Consider the following 18,854-nt stretch of genomic DNA (forward strand, 5'->3'; position numbering starts at 1 on the left):
TGACCGGACTGGAATTCGTCAACTAGGCAGCAGGCGGCAGCCGTCATACCCAAAAAGGCGTTTCATCCTAGGGATAAAGCGCCTTTTTTTGATCCTAGGGATGCTTAATGATCTCAATACGGCCGATCAGCGGCAGCGGCTTCATATCCCCGTTGATCACATTCATCATCCCGATCACGCAGAATACGAGGCACACGAGGTGGGCTAAAGGCACGAGCAGCAAATTGAGCAGAGGAATAAGTCCCAGTAAGATGTTGCAAGCGATCAAGGCGAGCAGCAGCATAAGGCCTTGATTGGCGTGATACATCGCAAAGCGTGAATGGTTCGCGGCGAGCAGCGGCACAAAAAACAACAGATAAGCGATAGCGGCAACGGCCTTGTTGGCCCGCACATCTTCCGGCGTCGGAGAGGGGGAGCCTTGCGGCGGCGTCTGTCCGGGGTCAGACATCGGTGGAACACCTCCTTTCTCAGGTCTGGATGCGGAAGAGCTTCCCAGATTAGCCGCTACCATCTTATGCCGATAGCCGTTCGAGTATGTTCGCCTTTCCGAGGAATAACCGTAAAGCGATGGGGCAACCTAAATCCAGCCATATCCAAGAAAGGAACGAGGCACACATGACCCACACCCCGATCTTTTTTCAATTCGAGACGAACCAGGAAGCTTATATGGCGCTTGATACGCTGGAGGAGCTTGGCTACAAGGTCAGCCTGCATACGGAGACGAAGAGCCCCGTTCTGCACGTCATCGTCGATCGCAATGATCTGACGTCGGCTCTCGAAGTCGCGCAAGCTCACGGCGGTCGGCTTCTGGAGGGGCAAGCATCTCCGTCCGAGATTTCGACGTATGCCATGGCATACGATCCGGACGGGCTCATTCCGATTCCCGCCCACTTCGTGAACGAGGTTGAACCGGATGAAGCCGAGGTTCATTTATCCGCCTCGGCTTACTCGAACCGCTCGAGCGGCGCCTACAAGGATGAGCCCGCGAAATTCGACCCGTCCGGGGAAGATTACGACGGCTTCGACGCGGGTATTCATTTATAGTGGATTAGGCCAAAACCGTTGGACAAGTCCCACAACATTTGACCGGGAAAACAAAGTTGCCCTGCGCCTATTTTTATTAGCTCGGAAAACACTGTTTCTCTAGACCCACACCTCATTCGTTTGCTATGATGGGTTGGGACTTCGGGAATGATAGGGTTTTTCAATAGAGGATGGAGGGAAACGCTGTGGATTCCTATGATTCTTTGAAAGAGGGCGAAAAGGGCGCGTGGCTTAGTATCGTCGCCTATGTTTTTTTGTCCGCTTTTAAAATAACCATAGGTTATATGACCGGTTCGGAAGCGCTCGCGGCGGACGGAATTAACAATACGACGGATATCGTCGTTTCACTGGCGGTGCTGATCGGGCTTCGCATTTCCCGGAAGCCGCCGGATCGCGATCATCCGTATGGGCATAAACGGGCGGAAACGATCGCTTCGCTCATCGCTTCGTTTATTATGGCAGCAGCAGGCCTGCAAGTTGTCTTGCAAGCGGGCCGCAGCTTCTTCGCCGATGAGCGCACGGCGCCGGACATGCTGGCCGCCTGGGTAGCTCTGGCTTGCGCCGCCGTCATGTGGGGCGTGTACGTTTACAATTACCGGTTGGCCAAACGGATCGAGAACCAATCGCTGATGGCCGCTGCGCAGGACAATCGTTCCGACGCGCTCGTCAGTATAGGCGCCGCCGTCGGCATCATCGGATCGCGGCTTGGCTTTCCGGTACTCGATGCAGTAGCGGCGCTGATCGTCGGTCTTATTATTTTGAAAACGGCTTGGGAAGTGTTCTCCCATGCATCGCATACGTTGACGGACGGCTTCGACGACCAGCGGCTGAAGGTGTTCAAGCAGACCGTCAAGACAACGCCGGGCGTCAAGCGCATTAAGGATATTCGCGCCCGCATTCACGGCAACAGCGTGCTGCTTGACGTGGTCGTCGAGGTAAGCGCCGAATTGTCCGTCGGCGAAAGCCACGATATCAGCGATGAAATCGAACGGCGGATGCTCAGAGAGCATCGGGTGAACAATGTGCATGTGCATATCGAGCCTTTCGAAGAGCAAGAAAAAAACGGCAACCAACCTTATCGATAAGGGGTCGCCGTTTTTTTATGAGCAGCGCTTAAACAGAACGCGGTGCGGCAGGACAAGCGGAGGCGCTTCTGGCGAAGGCGGCGGCCGGAAAACGAGTGCGCCATTCCGCGCCCGCGATGCCGACGATCAACGACCTCGCAGCCGCCGTGAAGCTGTGAAACTGTGAAACTAACTCCTTGCAAATTCCGCTGCGCTTTTCCCTGCCGTATACCCGGTTGTGAATGCCGCCGTGATGTTGTAGCCGCCGGTATAGCCGTGAATGTCCAGCACTTCGCCGCAAAAGTACAGCCCAAGCTTCAGCTTTGACTGCATCGTCCGCGGATCGACCTCCTTCAGGTTGACGCCGCCGCCGGTGACGAAAGCTTCTTCAAGCGATAGCGTGCCATTCACTTCCACGGGAAACGCCTTCAGCAGCTTCGCCATATCCATCCATGGCTGCTTTGGAATGTTATCGAACGTGACGTCTTCCTTAATACCCGCCCGTTCGAGCACGAAAGGAACGAGCCGTTCCGGGAGGAGCGGTTTCAAGACGTTCTTGGCCGCTTTCTTCGGCTCGTGCCGGGCCAGCCGATACGTATCGGCGTACACCTCATCCACGCTCTTATCGGGAAACAAATCGATCGTCAGCCGCACGCTCGGGACGTTAAACTGCTTCTTCGCCTTCACGACGAACTGGCTGCAGCGCAGCGCGGCCGGGCCGGACAAGCCGAAGTGGGTGAACAGCAGGTCGCCTTCGTGTTCGACGATTTTCTTCCCCTTCGGAGTCCAGACCGATAACGTAATGCCGCGCAGCGATAGCCCTTGCAGCTCCTTGCTGCGAATCCACGGTTCATTCGACGTTAGCGGCACTTCCGTCGGATACAGCTCGGTGATCGTATGACCGGCGGCCTCTGCCCAAGGGTATCCGTCGCCGGTCGAGCCGGTTTGCGGCACCGACTTGCCCCCGGTGGCGATAATGACGGCGCGTCCGTTAATCCGTTCGCCGGTGGTCAATTCGACGCCCCATGCGCGCTCCTCATCGTACAACACCCGGCGAACCGGGCTGTTGACACGAATGGAGACGCCTTGACGGCGCACGCGATTCACAAGCGCATCCACCACGGTCTTGGCCTTGTCGCTCACCGGGAACATGCGCCCGCGGTCTTCTTCCTTCAAGCGGATGCCCATCCCTTCGAAGAAGGCGATGATGTCGCGATTGCTGAATGTCGCAAGAGCGCTATGCAGGAAGCGTCCGTTGCCCGGAATATGCTTGATCAGTTCATCCGGCTCTTTGGCATTCGTCACATTGCAGCGGCCTCCGCCGGAAATTCCGAGCTTGCGCCCCAGTTTATCCCCTTTGTCCACCAACAAAACCTTTGCACCGTGCTCGCTTGCAGCCACGCTGGCCATCAATCCGGCTGAGCCTCCGCCGATTACAATTACGTCATAAGCCATTCGTTATGCTCCTATATGGTTTCATTTGTTTTTATTGTACCGTATTTTTTTCCGACAAAAATAGTGATATTCCTGCTACGTGCTTTGACATTTTCTATAGCAGACTTCCATTATAATCGTTGTGCCAACCCTTGTAAAAAAGGAGGTTTGATCGTACCATGAATGCATCGAACGCGTTTCAAGCAGGCTCACGTGAGGTAAACCGCCACTCGGGCAGAACGCAGTTGGACGATATGGAGAAGCGCATCCTGCAGCTGGGCGTCAAAAACCGGAGATTGATGAGGGACATCATGCAGAACGCCGAGGCGCTTCGAGCGACAAAAGAGGCGGTTATGATCAGTAAAACGCATATGCATCAACTGTGGCAGCAATTGAACGAGCTGCGCATTCTTCATCAATGCCCCTATCCATAGCCGAGTCCGGTCGTGAGAAAAAACGAGGTCCGAAAAATCGGCCTCGTTTTTTAAATGTATTTATGATTATGCCGTTTGCGGCTGGGCTTGCAAGCTGCGGACGGTCAGGCGGGCGATACGCAAGTCGTCCGTTTCCTCGATGGTGAACTCGTAAAGATCCTCGTACAGTACCGATTGCCCGCGCTTCGGCGGAATTTCAACTTGCGCGTAGATCCAACCGCCGATCGTATCGTAGTCCTCGGATTGGATTTCGAGTCCGAGATGGTCGTTGACCTCGTCGATCAACGTACGACCGTCGATGGAGAACGTTGAATCGTCCTTCTTCTCGATGCTCGGCCGTTCGTCCGGGTCGAATTCGTCTTGAATTTCGCCGACGATTTCTTCCAAAATATCTTCAATCGTCACCATACCGGCCGTGCCGCCGTATTCGTCGATCAGCAGCGCGATTTGCACCTTCTTGCGCTGCATTAGCTTCAGCAGGTTGCTGATCGGCATCGAGTCGGGCACCTTGGTCATCGGCCTGAGGATGGTCCGAATATCGTCTAATCCATTCTGCGCCTTGAGCAGATCTTTAATGTGCACGAAACCGATAATATTGTCCTTATCGGGATCGCAGACCGGATACCGTGTACGCATTTCCTTGAGCGCGATCTCCATATTATCTTCGAACGGAAGATTGGCGTAAAGACAGCCCATGTCGGTACGCGGAATCATGATTTCGCGTGCGTTCGTCTCGGTAAATTCGAATATATTATCAAACAGCGTAAGCTCTGTGTTGTCGATAAATCCGCTTTTGTGACTTTCTTTCATGAGGACGCGTATTTCATCCTCGGTGTGAGCCGATTCGTGGTCGTTCGTCGGTTCGATCCCGACGAGCCGCAGCATCCAGTTGGATACGCCGTTCAGCAGCCAAATAAAAGGGAACATCAGCTTGTAGAAAAGAATAAGCGGGATGGCGGTCCACAAGGTAACCTTCTCCGATTGCCGAATCGCATACGTTTTCGGAAATTGTTCGCCAAGTGTAATGTGGAAGGCGGTAATCACCGAGAAGGCGATAATGAACGAAACCGCATGCATGGCGACGGGGCTCAAGCCCAGCCAATCCTTGAGGATAGGCTCCAACACTTTGGATATGGTCGGTTCGCCGACCCACCCCAGCACGAGGGACGTCAGCGTAATACCGAGCTGGCAGGCGGATAAATACGCGTTCAGGTTGCCCGTGATCGTCTTGGCAATGCGGGCGCTTAAATGGCCGCTTTGGGCAAGCGTATCGATACGGGTGTTACGAACTTTGATGATAGCGAACTCAGCGGCCACGAAGAAGCCGTTGAGCGCAATTAAAACAACAATTAAAACCGCGTTAATCAATAAAGGTAACGGGTCACTACTCAATCATTCCCTATCCCCTGAGTCAGGCGGATAGGTACACCTCCCTTAAACGATCAATTAAAAATAATAAATAATGCTTATAGTTCATTATATCGGAATGGAAGAACCCGCTCAAACCGAAGGTCTGGCCTTGAGGGTGCACGTCAACGTGCTGCGCCCCTACTCTGCATTCGTAATGCCTGATTTCAACCCTATTGACGCGAATTTGCGTGATTTTGTGCGAAAACCGGTTTCGGCCCGTCTACTTTACCGGGGACTGCCTTGAAATTGGCACGACAGGTGACTGATGGAACAAAGCTTCAGAGGAAATACCACTTGCAATATTTTTTAAATTATAGTATGATAATGATTAGCTTTATTAACCTCAATTACCCCCATCAGAATCGAATTCCTCATTTACTCGATTGTTTCCGCTCAAGAAGATTCGGAATGTGTCCCTGATAAGGAACGTAGGAAGTACGTGATAGGTAATCTGATTCACACTGGCGCGGTCTTCGGAGCCGCAAGGATGGAAGAGAGGCAGGGCTTTCATTGTTTTAGTTACAAGCGTTGAGATTCACAATAGGGGTAACCTGTTTTGCATATACAGCCTAGTTTTGCAAAGTTTATACAGGATAAAGTGTTTACAAAGAAAAGGGCTTCGTTCAGATTGAAAGTCGGCGAGGTCCTTTTTGTCGTTCGTTTCTTTGATCTGCTTTTGCGGAAGCGGGCGGTTTGGAATCATAGCTGCAAACGCGATTGTTAAATTGTTCCTCGGGGATTGAAGCATAAGGTCACTTTACATTGTGCCATACTTTAGGTAATACCGGTTTTCTTCAACCGTGGATTTGATTGTTTTTGTTAAAGCTCATGCATACTAAGAATACGAAGCAAAGGAGATAACATGCGATGGCGCAGCCGGATAAAACGCATAGCCGCGATTCCAAGGAGCAAGTTAAACAAGCCAGCCAAATAAACGAAGCGGATCAAGCCGGAGGCACGGACAAGAAACTGAACGGACCGAATCGTCCTTCTACCTAATTCCGTTCTCCAGAAGGAGGGTGTTCGATGAGCGACAAGTCGGAAGAGTCTTACGATAACGTCGAAACGGATATCAACTATAACCGCAAGAACGATCCGAAGCTGGATCCGTTCGAGATAAACTTCAAGCCCGAGTTCAAGTCGGAGCGCGGGCCTCGCGAAGCGTTCGTGAACGAACACGGCGTCTTGATCGGAGATCACGAATACGAATCGGTCGAATCGCCGCTCGAGCAATGGAATGAAGACGTCGATCCGGCGGTCATGTCCGGTGACGAATGGGTGCACCCTTATAAAGACATAGGCTTCCAAACGAAGGAAAACCGCGACTTGTTCGAAGAAGGCATCGTTCCGCAAGGCTACCCTTTCATGCATTCGGATAAAGACGTCGCCTATAAATCGTTTCAAAGCGGCGAGGCGGATTCGAAAGAGAAGGGAAGCAAACGAAGCAAGTCATGAAGTGCGGCGGGTTTTACACGGCACCATGATCGATTTCGGGGGAATGGCATGAGGAATAGGCTTTGCTTTCAACCCGCGAGCCGAGTATAATGGGGACATCCGATAGTTCATATACCTTTATGTTAGGAAAAGGAGTGAAACACCTATGTCCATGTCATTCGAAAGCTTTATGCGCGACTCGGTTCAGCCGATGCGCGATGATTTAACCCGAATCGGCGTACAAGAGCTTCGTACCCCCGAGGAAGTAACCGAAGCGTTGGAAAATAAAACAGGCACGACCCTTATCGTCGTCAACTCCGTCTGCGGCTGTGCGGCAGGCCAGTGCCGTCCGGGCGTAGCGAAGGCGCTTCAGCACGAAGTGAAGCCGGACCGGTTGTTTACCGTATTTGCCGGACAAGATAAAGAAGCAACGGCGAAAGCGCGCGAGTACTTCGCACCGTATCCGCCGTCGTCGCCGTCTATCGCCTTGATGAAGGACGGACAGCTTGTTCATTTCATCCAGCGTCATCAGATCGAAGATCGTTCCGCCGATATGATTGCGGGCGACTTGATCAACGCATTCGAAACCTATTGCAAATAATAGCGCGCTCCCAAACTCCCTTCGACTCGCTTCGGCGTCGTCGACGGGAGTTTTTGTATATGGTATAATCCGGTACAACGAAAGCGTAACATTCGGACTCCGAAGAGTCGAAGAGGAGAGGTGCTGTTGGGATGAGTTTGCAGCAGGATATAATTGCCAAACTCGGCGTGAAGCCGGTGATCGACACGGATGAAGAGATTCGCCGCCGGGTCGAATTTCTGAAGGAATACGTTGTGAAATCCGGGGTAGACGGACTTCTGATTGCGATCAGCGGAGGCATCGACAGCGCGGTAGCGGCAGGCTTGTGTAAGATCGCGACGGACGAGCTGACGGCGGAGAAGGGAAGGGAGTTCAAGACGGTCGGCGTGTTCCAGCCTTATGGGGAGCAGGTCGACATCTCGGACAGCTATGCGGTGGCCGATGCATTCCAGCTGAAGTACCGGGTGGAGACGAACATTGAAGAAGCCGTGAATGAAATTGCCTTGGAAGCCGAGTACGGCTTGAAGTCAATCGGCGTACACCGCCACTTGAGCCGCGGAGGCAAAGGGAACGTGAAGGCGAGAACGCGCATGGTCGTGCAGTATGCGCTGGCGTTCGAGCTGAACCTGCTCGTGGTCGGGACCGACCACGCGTCCGAGGCGATTACCGGCTTCTTCACGAAGTACGGGGACGGCGCCGTGGACATTACGCCGCTCAGCACGCTGAACAAGCGGCAGGTGCGCCAGCTCGCGCAGAAGCTCGGCGTTCCGCAGAGCGTGCTGGACAAAGCGCCGACCGCCGGATTATGGGAAGGGCAGACGGACGAAGCGGAGCTCGGCATCAGTTACGACGATAACAGCGATTATCTCGAAGGCAAAACGATTTCGCCGGAAGCGCAGGAGAAATTGGAGCGGCAATATATAAAGACGGAGCATAAACGCGCTCCGATTCCGGGTATTTAATGAAGCAAACACCGTACATTCGGGCCAGTGTTCCCGAACGTACGGTGTTTTGCTTTTCGAGCGGCTGATTTGCCGGGCTCATTCGCCGGCGCTGGGCAGCACGCGGCGCAGCACGCGGAACGTTCGCTCGACGATGTCGTCGATTTGCGCTTTCGTCGTGCAGAGCGGCAGCCAGTAGTAAATCGTATCCCCAAGCGGGCGGAGAAAGAGACCTTCATTCAAGCCTTCCAAATAAATATGAAAGCCCATGCGGTCTTCAAGGGCATAACGGGCGCCGAGCGCCGCGTCCTTGTACAGGTCGAAAGCGGCAACCATGCCGAGCGTACGCAGATGGGCGACACCTTGGAACGCTTGGAACCTGAGGACGCGCTCGCTCAGATGCGCGGACACCTCCTCCACATGCTCCAGCACGCGTTCGTCTTCCAGGATTTGCAGCGATTCGAGCGCAGCGGCGGCCGACAGCGGATTGCCCGTGAAGCTGTGTCCATGCGTGAACGTCTTCAGCTTCGCATAATCATCGTAGAACGCATCGAATACGGCTGCGGTCGTCATCGTCACAGAGAGCGGGAGCACGCCCGCTGTCAGCCCCTTGGACAAGCACATGAAATCCGGCGATATTCCGGCATGGTTGCAGCCGAACATGCGTCCGGTGCGTCCGAAGCCGACGGCCACTTCATCGGCGATCAGATGGACGTCGTACTCGCTGCAGAGCTGTCTTAATCCTTGCAGGTACGAGGCTGCGTACATGATCATGCCGCCGGCGGCTTGCAGCATCGGCTCAACGATGATGGCCGCAATCTGATCGGCCGATGCGGCGAACAGCGCGCGAACGGCTTCGAGCGCCGCGGCTGCGCTGGTTTCCGCGTCGCCGTTCGGGTCGTTGCGCGGGTCGGGCGAGGGCACGCCGAACGCGGCAAACAAGAGCGGGCGAAAGACCGAGAAATATTGATCGACGCTGCCGACGCTGACGGCGCCGATCGTATCGCCGTGATAGCTGTTCTCCACGAACGCAAACTTCGTTTTACCGGCGCGGCCCGATTGCTGCCAATATTGGAACGACATCTTGAGCGCGACCTCGACCGAAGTGGAGCCGTTGTCGGAATAGAACACCTTGTCCAGACCTTGCGGGGTAACCTGCACGAGTCGTTCGGCGAGCTCGATGCCGGGGCGGTGCGTCAAGCCGGCGAACATGACATGATCGGCCTGGCGCAGCTGCTTCTCAATCGCTTCCCGGATGCGGGGATGGGCATGGCCGTGAACGTTTACCCACCACGACGAATTGGTGTCGTAATAACGGTTGCCGTCCGCATCGAACAAATAGACGCCTTCCGCTTTCTCGATGAGTATCGGATCGCGCTCGGCGTAATCTTTCATTTGGGTGAACGGGTGCCAGACGTAGCGGCGGTCCGCTTGCAGCAGCCGTTCTTTTTCCTTCGGATCCATCACACGGCTCCTCCTTGAACTTCGCTTTCGGATCGGATACGATAAAGCCAATCCACATTGTACCATTGGAAGTCCGGAAATGAGAAGAGGAGGAGACGTTCGATGATTATCGGAATCGGCACCGATCTGCTGGAAATCGCACGGGTGCGGACGATCCTGGAGCAGAGCTCGGGCGCGCGCTTTCTGGAGCGGGTACTGACCTCGCGGGAGCGGGAGCTGGCGCACGCCCGCAAGGGCCGGCTGGCGGAATTTACGGCCGGCCGTTTCGCCGCCAAGGAAGCGGTGGTGAAAGCGCTCGGCTGCGGCATCGGCAAGCAGGTGTCGCTGCAGGACATCGAGGTGCTGCCGGACGAGAAGGGCAAGCCGCTTTGCCGGATCTCGGACGCCGCGTGGGACCGGCTGTATCCGGCGGGTTCGGGGCCGTCCGCAGCGGACCTCGTGATCCATCTCAGCATCACGCACTCGGAGTCGGCGGCGATGGCGTATGCCGTGGTGGAGCGGATAACCTAAAATCCCGGATGGCGGACGGGCCGGCATTCGGGATTTTGAAGGGTGAAGCTTATTGAAGCCAGGCTTCTTATTTCTTCGCCGCCAACCACTCGGCCAGCGCGCTGATTTCTTCCGGCTTCAGCTTGCCGTGAAAGCCCGGCATGCCGTTGCCGCCGTTCTCGATTTGCTTCACGATTTGCTCCTTGCTTAAGCGGGCCCCAACCTGCTTCAGGTTCGTTTTCGGCCCGACCCGGCCTTCCAGGTTGCTGGCATGACAGGACAAGCATGACTGCTTGTATACCGCTTGCACGGCTTCCGAGGCGCCGGCCATCGCTTCTTCCGCCGTGGCGGCATTCCCCGACTTGCCGCCGCCGAACGGTTCGGGACTGTTTTTCGACGCGCAGCCCGACAAGAGGCTGACAGCCAGCACTGCCGCTAGCGCGGCTGCTTGCATTCTTGATGGTTTGAGCTTCATTGGTTGACCCATCCCCTTTTCCATATGTGAATCATGACGCCTAGCGCCACCATACCCGCCCCGCCGAATGCGTCGATCAGGACGGGCGCATACCCAAGGTAACTCCAGCCGATCGTCAGCGCGACGGCGAACTGCCATAGGCTTAAATAAACAACCGGCCGTCCGAGCGAGCGGCTTAACCCCGCGTATACAATCGCAAGCAGCAGCCCTTTGCCGATATACCCGTCCAACGGATCGATCCAGCCGAATCGGGCAAGAGCGAATAGAACGCCCATGACGACCGGAACTGCCGCGATGACGATTACCCCGGGCGTTGAAGGGACAGGCCGGTTCTTCCGGCGCCGATAATAGAGGACCCATCCCGTTAGCGTAACGGCGATGGCCGTGATGCCGATCTGGGCTGCTCCGGGCTGGAGGAACTGCTGCAGGAACGTGAGAGCGGCCGATGCAATCCATGCCAGGCCCCATATGTACAAGTAAACGGCATAAGGAACCGCATCGCTTCTCGCATCCGACAGAGCCTTGGGATCGGCGTGTCTGCCTTCGGCGTGTCTGCCTTCGGCGTGTCTGCCTTCGGCGTTACCGCCCTTGGATAGTTTGTCTGCGGCTGCGCCTGCTTGGCCCATAGTTCCGTTCACCTCTCTTCATGAATGGATGTATCATTATGATTTGAGCGTACACGTTCGGAGACGCCAAGTCAAACGTACGGAAGAAGGGGAATGTAGCGCCTTTGCTAAGCCAATATTATCGTTTTTACTCGTTTGGCGAATATCGTATAATAGATAGATAGTGAAGCCGAGCAAAGGAGACAACATGGATCGATCAACGCAAAAACATTACTTTTCCACCGAGCTGTTATCGTGGTACCGGCGTCATAAGCGGGATTTGCCTTGGCGCCGCAGCCGGAATCCTTATTATATCTGGGTATCGGAAATTATGCTGCAGCAAACCCGGGTCGACACGGTTATCCCGTATTTCAACCGGTTTATCGATAAATTTCCTACGGTGCAGGCGCTTGCGGAAGCGCCGGAGGATGAGGTGCTGAAGGCGTGGGAAGGCCTTGGCTACTATTCCCGTGCGCGCAACCTGCAAAGCGCCGTGCGCGAAGTGAATGAACGGTACGGCGGCGTCGTGCCGGATACGAAGGACGATGTCGCCTCGCTGAAGGGCGTCGGTCCTTACACGACCGGAGCGATTCTCAGCATCGCGTACAATAAGCCGGAGCCGGCGGTTGACGGCAACGTCATGCGCGTGCTCTCGCGCTACTTCCTGATCGAGGACGACATCATGAAGCCGAAAACCCGCGTCCGCATGGAAGCTTTGGCGCAGGAGCTTATCCCGGAAGGCGCCGCCGGCGATTTCAACCAAGCGCTGATGGAGCTCGGCGCGCTTGTCTGTACGCCGAAGTCGCCTCACTGCCTGACCTGTCCGGTCTTGGCGCATTGCGACGGGCGGGCGGCCGGCATGGAGGAGACGCTGCCGGTCAAGTCGAAGGCGAAGCCTCCGCGCCCGGAATCGCGCGCCGCCGTGCTGATCGAAGGCGCCGGCCGGCAGGCCGGCAAGGTATTGATCCGGCAGCGCCCGCAGAACGGACTGCTCGCCCGCATGTGGGAGCTTCCGCATACGGCGCTGCCACCGGGCGCTCGGACGGGCGAAGCGGGACTGCCGACTGCGCATGCGGCGCTGAACGCGCACCTGGCCGGAGACGGGATCGGGCTGGAGGCGCTTGCCTGGGTCATGGAGGCCGAGCACACATTCAGCCATATTCATTGGAATATGGACGTGTATGCCGCCCGGCTGGACGCGTCGCCGGTATTCGGCGAGGCCGGGCCGCTGCTGCCGTCGCATTATCGCTGGATCGGCCGGGAGGACATGGCCGAGCACGCGTTTCCGAACGTATTCATCCGGATTCTGAACGCATATTTTTCCGGAGAGTGCGCCTCTTCCTGAGGACGCGCCAAAGACCGCCCGGCCTCGGACGGTCTTTATTTAATGAATCATCTTTTTCAGACCTTCCACATCGCGGACGAAGATGAACTTTTTGTCGATCGTAATAATATGATCCTCCTGCAGCTCCTGCAGCACTTTCGTAACGGACTCGCGTACGGTGCCGACCATATTGGCCAGCTGCTGATGCGTCAGTTTCATGTTGATGAAGGTACCGTTCGTTTTGGGCTGGCCGTATTGCTCCGACAATCGGAAGATCGTTTTGATGATGCGGGACCGTACGTCGAGGAAGGTTAGATCGTAGATTTGTTCGTTGGTCTTGCGCAACCGCTCCATCGTGACTTCCAACAGGCGCAAACAAAGCTTGGGGGTTCTTTCCATGAAGTGGTAAAATTCAGAACGGACAAGCGTGTAAATCGAGCAGTTGTCCATCGTTTCCGCCGTAGCGGAGCGCTGAAGACCTTTTTGAATCAGCGACATCTCGCCGAAGAAATCGCCCCCGCGAAACAAGGATAAAATAATTTCCTTGGCGTTATCGATCCGATACACTTTCACAACACCGCTCTGGATTAAGAAGAATTCCTCGCCTGCGTCCCCTTCAAAAAACAAGATTGTTCCCTTCTTGTACTTTCGTTCGACAAATAAAGGCGCGATCGTCTCAAGTTCGGCTGCCGATAAATCTTGAAACAAGGGCACATGACGCAGGAGAGAGATCAGTTTACTCATGAACCTCACTCTTTTCCTAAAACTGGATGATTGATTAATATGACTAGATTATAGCGCGGAAATCCTTATTATACCAGCGCATCTTCGCCATACCGGTAAGGCGGGTGTTGAAAATCTCATTATTTGACATAAAAAAGACATGGACTCGGATAAACCGAAATCCATGTCTTTCTTCATATCGCGGCAGGTGTTACTTCACAGCAGCTTCGTAACGTTTGCCGACTTCTTCCCAGTTTACAACGTTCCAGAAAGCGGCGATGTAATCAGGGCGTTTGTTTTGATATTTCAAGTAGTACGCGTGCTCCCATACGTCCAGACCGAGGATCGGCGTTTCGCCTTCCATAATCGGGCTGTCTTGGTTCGGCAAGCTGTACACTTTCAATTTGCCTTCTTTGGTTACAGCGAGGAATGCCCAGCCGGAACCGAAACGTGTCGCGCCCGCTTTGGCGAAATCCTCTTTGAATTTTTCGAAGCCGCCGAGTTCGTTGTTGATCGCGTCAGCCAGCTTGCCGCTTGGAGCGCCGCCGCCGTTCGGGCCGATCGTCTCCCAGAAGAGGGAGTGGTTCGCGTGGCCGCCGCCGTTGTTGCGGACTGCCGTACGGATAGCTTCCGGTACGCTGTTCAGATCGGCGATCAAGGCTTCAATGCTTTTGGATTGCAGATCGGGATGGCCTTCCAGCGCAGCGTTCAGGTTCGTAACGTATGCATTGTGGTGACGATCGTGGTGAATCATCATGGTCATTTCATCGATGTGCGGTTCAAGTGCGTTGTTCGCGTAAGGCAGTGCTGGTAATTGATGTGCCATTGTCTAATCTACCTCCTAAGAATATAAGACTTCCAATATTTATTATCGCTTATTTACTATATAAAATCAACATTTATGTATATTAAGTGTTCGTACAAACATTACGGGCGCCGGTCATGCTCGTGGCCGCGACGTTCGATTTCGTGAATGATTTGACTGAGCATCGCGCTGCCCTGCGCGTTCAGCCAAGGGGACAAATCGCTCATCACCCGTTGATGATAGTGAAGCTCTTGCGAACTCCAGGCATTCGTATTCATATCGTTCAACTCATGAATTCGCCGAACGTCGGTGTCCGTGTGGTTTGATAGCGGGGTCATGTTAGTACCTCCTTCCGTATCCAAAGTTTACCGAAATTATCGTTTCCGCAGGAGTTCCTTTTTATGCATAAGGGGACCGAAAGAAGGGCGGGGGCGGATGAAGTGCCGCCGTCCGGGCGTTAGCCCCCGCTGGACGAAGACGAGCTGCCGATGCCGCCGTGGGAACCGGAGCTGCCGGATGAGATGCCGCTGCTTGAACCGGTCGCAGAGCCGGCAATTGATGAAGAGGACGAGCTAACGCCGGATGCCGAGGGAGCCGGACCGGTTGAGCTTGAACCGGAGCTCGTATATGAACTTGAACTCGTATTCGAGCTTGAACTCGAGTTTGAAGCGGAGCCCGTGCTTGAAGCTGAACTTGAAGGAGAACTGTCTTTGACGGAAAAGCTTCCGGTCCGGCTGCTTGTCGCCGGCTGCTGAGTTGTTCCTGAGGAGGAACTGCCGGACGGCGCCGTCTTCGAAGCCGATGCTGCCGCCGAAGCGTTCGCCGATTGGGGCGCAGCTCCCGGCGTCATCATCGACGGCTTGGTTGTCGCCTGAGCGGAGCGGTGGTAATAAGGCGTCGACCCGACGTAATAGATCGAGCTGTCGTTGTCATAGTCGACCCAGCCGTTCCCGTCGTCACACCGGCCGTCATCGTCATCGTCCGCGCAATAGTTGTCCGGGAGAGCGGCCCCGGCGGCAGCACTGGCCGCCCCGCCGATGGCGGTTTCGGCGGCGCTGCCGGCCCCCGCTCCGCCCGCCGGATTGCTTACGGATGCAACGGCCCCGCTGCCGGCCGGGACGGCCGGCTGATTGACATCCGTGCAGCCGACGCTTGCGGTAAGTGCGGCGGTCGCTACGAAGAGACGTAACATTTTTTTGCCACGGGCGGGTGGTACTGCTTGATTGTTGTTGCTCACTAGGTATCGCTCCATTCCCGTCAGTCTCTGTACCCTTACATACGTTGGGAGCGTGCCGATTGTTTCAGGGGCGGTATTTTCTAAAATTTTCTATAAAACTTGTAAAATACCATTTTCTTTCATTGCGAATCCACTAGACCGATTCTATACTCGAATTATGGAAACTTTTGCGTAAAGGTCAAGCTTTTGGAGGAGGAAGTGGAAGATGGGAACACGCAGAACGGCGTGGTTTAGCGCTGGCATGGCTGCGGTCTTGGCGGTGTCCTCGCTAGGGTGGTTGGGGCCCGGGGGCACCTACGGGCAAGCGATGGCGGCGGCGCCATCTGTCCAGCAGACTGCCGGAACGGCGATGGAGCATTCACTACATCATATACAGCCGGGAAAGGTGCTCGTTAAATACAAGGAGCGGCTACCCGCCGCAACAAGATTGTCGATGACGGCTTTACGCGCAAATCCTTACGTGGAAGTCGAAGTGGGCGAAGATCAGAGCGTCCCTGAAGCGGTCGCGGAATTATCCCGCAACCCCGAAGTGGAATATGTGGAACCGGTTTATTTATTCCGTTTGATGGATCGGGCGGCGACGCAGGACGCTGAACAAGAGGTAGGCGCAGCTACGCCCGAGCAGCCGCCGGTACCGGCGCCGGGAGCGGGAATAGATCAAGGAGTCTCTGACGGCGCGGTGCAGCCCATAACGAGCTTGATGCCTAACGACCCGCTGCTGGTGAAAGGGGATCAATGGGGCTACACGGTGACGGACATGACTTATGGCTGGCGCAGGGTAGAGGAGTCGTTACGGGACGATATCAAGATTGCCGTTATCGATTCAGGCGTCGACGCGAATCATCCCGATTTGGCGGGCAGCGTACTGCCCGGATATAACGCGGTCAATAACAATGCCGATACGCGTGATAACTACGGTCACGGTACGATGGTGGCCGGGATCGCCGCCGCCTTGGTCGACAACGGCCTGGGAATCGCAGGTTCCGCCGGCGGCGCGAAAATATTGCCCGTTCAAGTCGGGCAATGGCAGGGCAAGGATTATGTGATTCCGAGCGACGCCCTGACCGAAGGCATATACTGGGCGGTAAACGCCGGTGCGGATATCATCAACTTAAGTCTCGGCATGGACGGGTATAGCCGCGCGGTTAGCGATGCGATCCATTTCGCGCTTAGCCGGAATGTCGTTGTCGTCGCTGCCGCCGGTAACGAGAGCAATCATTGGCTCCCTAAGGAGCAAGGGAATTTGGATAATAAGACGCCCAGAGCTTTCAGCCGCACGACGTTTCCGGCCAATATGGACGGCGTCATCGCTGTCGGATCCGTAACGAGGTTGAATGACGGAAGCTTTGTGCTCTCGGACTTTTCGAACGTGGTCGATAACCTCGCTACGGTTGCTCCCGGAACGGGCATTTACTCCACGAAGATGAACGGCGATTACGCCGTAGGAGACGGCACCTCGTTCTCGGCTCCGTTCGTCTCCGGTTTAGCTGCGCTGCTCGTCGCACAAGACCGGCAGCTTACGCCAAGGGACGTGCTCCGTATTATTAAGGACAGCAGCGCCAAGGTGCCGATCGCACATCCTGTCTATGAAGGACTTCCCTTGGATGCGTTCTATATCGGCGGCGGCCTTCTGCATGCCGGCCGTGCTTTCACGCTTCCGAGGCTAAAGGTCGAAGCGGTCAAGGGCTCAACGGTTAACGGGTTCACCGATTACGGGGTGACGGTCCTGGCGTTAGACGATAGAGGGCAGCCGCTTACCGATGTTACCGGGAAGGTCACGCTTCAAGTCCAACACGTCACTCGCCTTGGCGGCGGGGGGAATACGGTGCTGGACATGGTCTACGGCAAGGCGCGGACGAATATCAGCGGCCAGGCTTCGGACGATTACTATGATCTCAGTTTGTCCGCGACTGGGTCCGATTTCATCGGCTCGGCGCCCGTGACCTTCCTGCGCCGGCCTGCAGCGCCTAAGGCTTCGCTGGCGGCAGGCGCCTATGTCGGCGGGCAGAAGGTCGAGCTGAGTACGGATGTGCAGGGCGCGACGATTTATTACGCGACGAGCGAGGCGAATAGTTGGCCGCCCGCAACGGAATACACCGGCCCGATTACCGTCGGGGCCAGCACGACGATAACGGCCGTGACCGTCAAAAGCGGGGTGATGAGCGAAGCGGCGTCGTTCGCGTATACGATCACGCCGTCCGGCGGAGGCGGCCTGGTTGGCGGCGGAGGCTTCATTCCGCCGACCCAGCCTGGGGTAGCTCCAGTCAAGGAAAGCGGGCTTACCGTGAAGCCCGATAAAGACAAGCTGCTCGAACAGCTGAAATCCGGTAAAGAGAAACGGGTGACGATCGATGCAACAAGCGATCAAGCCGTTAGCCGGGTTGAGGTCGAGGTACCCGGCGAAGTGTGGAGCAAAGCATCCGCTTCCGAGACGTCGATCGTCATCGAGACCGATCAGGCCACGCTTACCGTACCGGCCCGCGCCATAGCGCTCACGTCGGCGACGGCAGCGGTCCGAGTATCCGCGGGTTTCTCTGGGGTGGCATCGGACAAGCCGGCGTACGCATTGCTCGCTTCGGCGGTGTTCGATTTGCAGGTGTACGCGGGAGAGCGGACGATAACGACGTTCGCGGAACCGGTCACGGCGGAGTTTAAATACGATGCCGCCAAAATCGCCGATCCGAGTAAAGCGGCCGTATTCTACTACAACCCGGCGGACCGACGCTGGGAATATGTCGGCGGCGAGACCGCGCACGGCTCGGCGAAAGTGCAACTGCAGCACTTCTCCCGGTACGCCGTGATGGAGTGGAACCGGACTTTTGCGGATATTCAAGGACACTGGGCGCAGACAGCCATCGAACGGATGGCGGCCAGACAGATCGCCGACGGGATGACCGAGGCGGACTTCGCGCCGGAGGCGACCCTCACGCGTGCGCAATTTGCGGCGCTGCTGACCCGGAGCCTCCGGATACATACCGGTACAGGCGACTTTCCGTTCCATGACGTGCCGCAAGACGCATGGTATCGCGAAGCCGTATCCAAGGCGCTTGCTGCGGGCCTCGTCAGCGGCGTGAGCGATACGGAATTTGCGCCGGAGCAGTCGATCACGCGGGAGCAGATGGCGGTCATGCTGATGAATGCCTACGCCTACGCCCGCGCTCACGATTACGCGAACGGTACAGCTACCGGTCCGGAATCAACGGCATGGGATACGCCGTCACGCTTCAATGACGGGGCGGATATCAGCCGTTGGGCGCTGGAAGCCGTAAAGCGTGCAGTAGGGAACGGGCTGCTTGAGGGGAACCCGGACGGGACGTTCGGGCCGCGCAGCCAAGCCACGCGCGCCCAGGCGATTACGGTGTTGAGCCGTTTGCTCGACCGGCTGGATCAA

General features: G+C 56.0%; 20 protein-coding genes. 10 read left to right on the forward strand and 10 right to left on the reverse strand.

Translation table 11 applies throughout. The features are described 5' to 3' along the window. Nucleotides 1-94: 94 nt before the first annotated feature. A complete protein-coding gene (locus tag JMF85_RS06605; protein ID WP_201317940.1) occupies nt 95-448 on the reverse strand; it encodes a magnetosome magnetite crystal formation protein family in 354 nt (117 codons plus the stop codon). A gap of 167 nt (nt 449-615) precedes the next feature. On the opposite strand from JMF85_RS06605, the gene JMF85_RS06610 reads away from it, so the two are divergent. Both JMF85_RS06610 and JMF85_RS06615 read left to right on the forward strand, forming a co-directional pair. Then, nucleotides 616-1,044 (forward strand): hypothetical protein, encoded by a 429-nt coding sequence (locus JMF85_RS06610; protein WP_155615711.1) that lies wholly within the window; start codon nt 616-618, stop codon nt 1,042-1,044. A 185-nt stretch (nt 1,045-1,229) separates the two neighbouring features. Then, nucleotides 1,230-2,129 (forward strand): cation diffusion facilitator family transporter, encoded by a 900-nt coding sequence (locus JMF85_RS06615; RefSeq protein ID WP_127608998.1) that lies wholly within the window; start codon nt 1,230-1,232, stop codon nt 2,127-2,129. A gap of 168 nt (nt 2,130-2,297) precedes the next feature. On the opposite strand, the gene JMF85_RS06620 is transcribed toward JMF85_RS06615, so the two are convergent. Beyond that, nucleotides 2,298-3,563 (reverse strand): BaiN/RdsA family NAD(P)/FAD-dependent oxidoreductase, encoded by a 1,266-nt coding sequence (locus JMF85_RS06620; protein ID WP_141336333.1) that lies wholly within the window; start codon nt 3,561-3,563, stop codon nt 2,298-2,300. 158 nt (nt 3,564-3,721) lie between these two features. On the opposite strand from JMF85_RS06620, the gene JMF85_RS06625 reads away from it, so the two are divergent. Then, nucleotides 3,722-3,976 carry a hypothetical protein gene (locus tag JMF85_RS06625; RefSeq protein ID WP_236595758.1) on the forward strand — a complete coding sequence of 85 codons (255 nt, stop codon included), beginning with the start codon at nt 3,722-3,724 and terminating at the stop codon, nt 3,974-3,976. A 66-nt stretch (nt 3,977-4,042) separates the two neighbouring features. On the opposite strand, the gene JMF85_RS06630 is transcribed toward JMF85_RS06625, so the two are convergent. Then, a complete protein-coding gene (locus JMF85_RS06630) occupies nt 4,043-5,368 on the reverse strand; it encodes a hemolysin family protein (RefSeq protein ID WP_054800187.1) in 1,326 nt (441 codons plus the stop codon). 885 nt (nt 5,369-6,253) lie between these two features. Here JMF85_RS06630 and JMF85_RS28355 point away from each other — a divergent pair. The 4 genes from JMF85_RS28355 to nadE all read left to right on the forward strand — a co-directional run bounded on the left by JMF85_RS28355 (nt 6,254) and on the right by nadE (nt 8,362). Continuing rightward, nucleotides 6,254-6,385 (forward strand): hypothetical protein, encoded by a 132-nt coding sequence (locus JMF85_RS28355; protein WP_269103203.1) that lies wholly within the window; start codon nt 6,254-6,256, stop codon nt 6,383-6,385. A 27-nt stretch (nt 6,386-6,412) separates the two neighbouring features. Further along, the gene (locus JMF85_RS06635; protein ID WP_054798502.1) at nt 6,413-6,841 is read left to right on the forward strand and encodes a DUF3905 domain-containing protein; all 429 of its coding nucleotides are present in this window, start codon (nt 6,413-6,415) and stop codon (nt 6,839-6,841) included. Nucleotides 6,842-6,986: 145 nt separating this feature from the next. Beyond that, nucleotides 6,987-7,421 (forward strand): BrxA/BrxB family bacilliredoxin, encoded by a 435-nt coding sequence (locus tag JMF85_RS06640; protein ID WP_054798501.1) that lies wholly within the window; start codon nt 6,987-6,989, stop codon nt 7,419-7,421. A gap of 131 nt (nt 7,422-7,552) precedes the next feature. Continuing rightward, nucleotides 7,553-8,362 carry an ammonia-dependent NAD(+) synthetase gene (gene nadE, locus JMF85_RS06645; RefSeq protein ID WP_127609000.1) on the forward strand — a complete coding sequence of 270 codons (810 nt, stop codon included), beginning with the start codon at nt 7,553-7,555 and terminating at the stop codon, nt 8,360-8,362. Between the two features lie 78 nt (nt 8,363-8,440). Here nadE and bioA read toward each other — a convergent pair whose 3' ends face one another. Next, entirely contained in the window at nt 8,441-9,805 is a 1,365-nt protein-coding gene (bioA, locus tag JMF85_RS06650) for an adenosylmethionine--8-amino-7-oxononanoate transaminase (RefSeq protein WP_155615715.1), read from the reverse strand. 102 nt (nt 9,806-9,907) lie between these two features. Between bioA and acpS the strand changes: the two genes are divergently transcribed. Then, nucleotides 9,908-10,315 carry a holo-ACP synthase gene (gene acpS / locus JMF85_RS06655; RefSeq protein WP_127609002.1) on the forward strand — a complete coding sequence of 136 codons (408 nt, stop codon included), beginning with the start codon at nt 9,908-9,910 and terminating at the stop codon, nt 10,313-10,315. A gap of 67 nt (nt 10,316-10,382) precedes the next feature. Here the strand turns inward: acpS and JMF85_RS06660 are convergent, their stop codons facing one another. After that, nucleotides 10,383-10,769, reverse strand: coding sequence for a c-type cytochrome (locus JMF85_RS06660; protein WP_230876356.1), 387 nt, complete (start codon nt 10,767-10,769; stop codon nt 10,383-10,385). Further along, nucleotides 10,766-11,395: a hypothetical protein gene (locus JMF85_RS06665; RefSeq protein ID WP_201317941.1), complete on the reverse strand. Its 630-nt coding sequence runs from the start codon at nt 11,393-11,395 to the stop codon at nt 10,766-10,768. Before JMF85_RS06665 ends, JMF85_RS06660 begins: the two co-directional genes overlap by 4 nt. Nucleotides 11,396-11,582: 187 nt before the next feature. Here JMF85_RS06665 and mutY point away from each other — a divergent pair, with 187 nt between their 5' ends. After that, nucleotides 11,583-12,719: an A/G-specific adenine glycosylase gene (mutY, locus tag JMF85_RS06670; protein WP_155615717.1), complete on the forward strand. Its 1,137-nt coding sequence runs from the start codon at nt 11,583-11,585 to the stop codon at nt 12,717-12,719. Between the two features lie 39 nt (nt 12,720-12,758). Here mutY and JMF85_RS06675 read toward each other — a convergent pair whose 3' ends face one another. The 4 genes from JMF85_RS06675 to JMF85_RS06690 form a co-directional block, all read right to left on the reverse strand. After that, entirely contained in the window at nt 12,759-13,442 is a 684-nt protein-coding gene (locus JMF85_RS06675) for a Crp/Fnr family transcriptional regulator (RefSeq protein WP_155615718.1), read from the reverse strand. 190 nt (nt 13,443-13,632) lie between these two features. Next, nucleotides 13,633-14,247, reverse strand: coding sequence for a superoxide dismutase (locus tag JMF85_RS06680; RefSeq protein WP_054800190.1), 615 nt, complete (start codon nt 14,245-14,247; stop codon nt 13,633-13,635). Between the two features lie 101 nt (nt 14,248-14,348). After that, nucleotides 14,349-14,564, reverse strand: coding sequence for a hypothetical protein (locus tag JMF85_RS06685; protein ID WP_127609007.1), 216 nt, complete (start codon nt 14,562-14,564; stop codon nt 14,349-14,351). A 119-nt stretch (nt 14,565-14,683) separates the two neighbouring features. Beyond that, on the reverse strand, nt 14,684-15,463 hold the full coding sequence (locus tag JMF85_RS06690) for a hypothetical protein (RefSeq protein ID WP_201317942.1): 780 nt from the start codon (nt 15,461-15,463) through the stop codon (nt 14,684-14,686). Between the two features lie 205 nt (nt 15,464-15,668). Between JMF85_RS06690 and JMF85_RS06695 the strand changes: the two genes are divergently transcribed. Next, nucleotides 15,669-18,854, forward strand: a 3,186-nt coding sequence (locus JMF85_RS06695; RefSeq protein ID WP_201317943.1) for a S8 family serine peptidase, incomplete at its 3' end; no start/stop codon positions are given.

Source organism: Paenibacillus sp. EPM92 (assembly GCF_016586185.1).
In the GTDB taxonomy this organism is placed as follows: Bacteria; Bacillota; Bacilli; order Paenibacillales; family NBRC-103111; genus Paenibacillus_G; species Paenibacillus_G validus.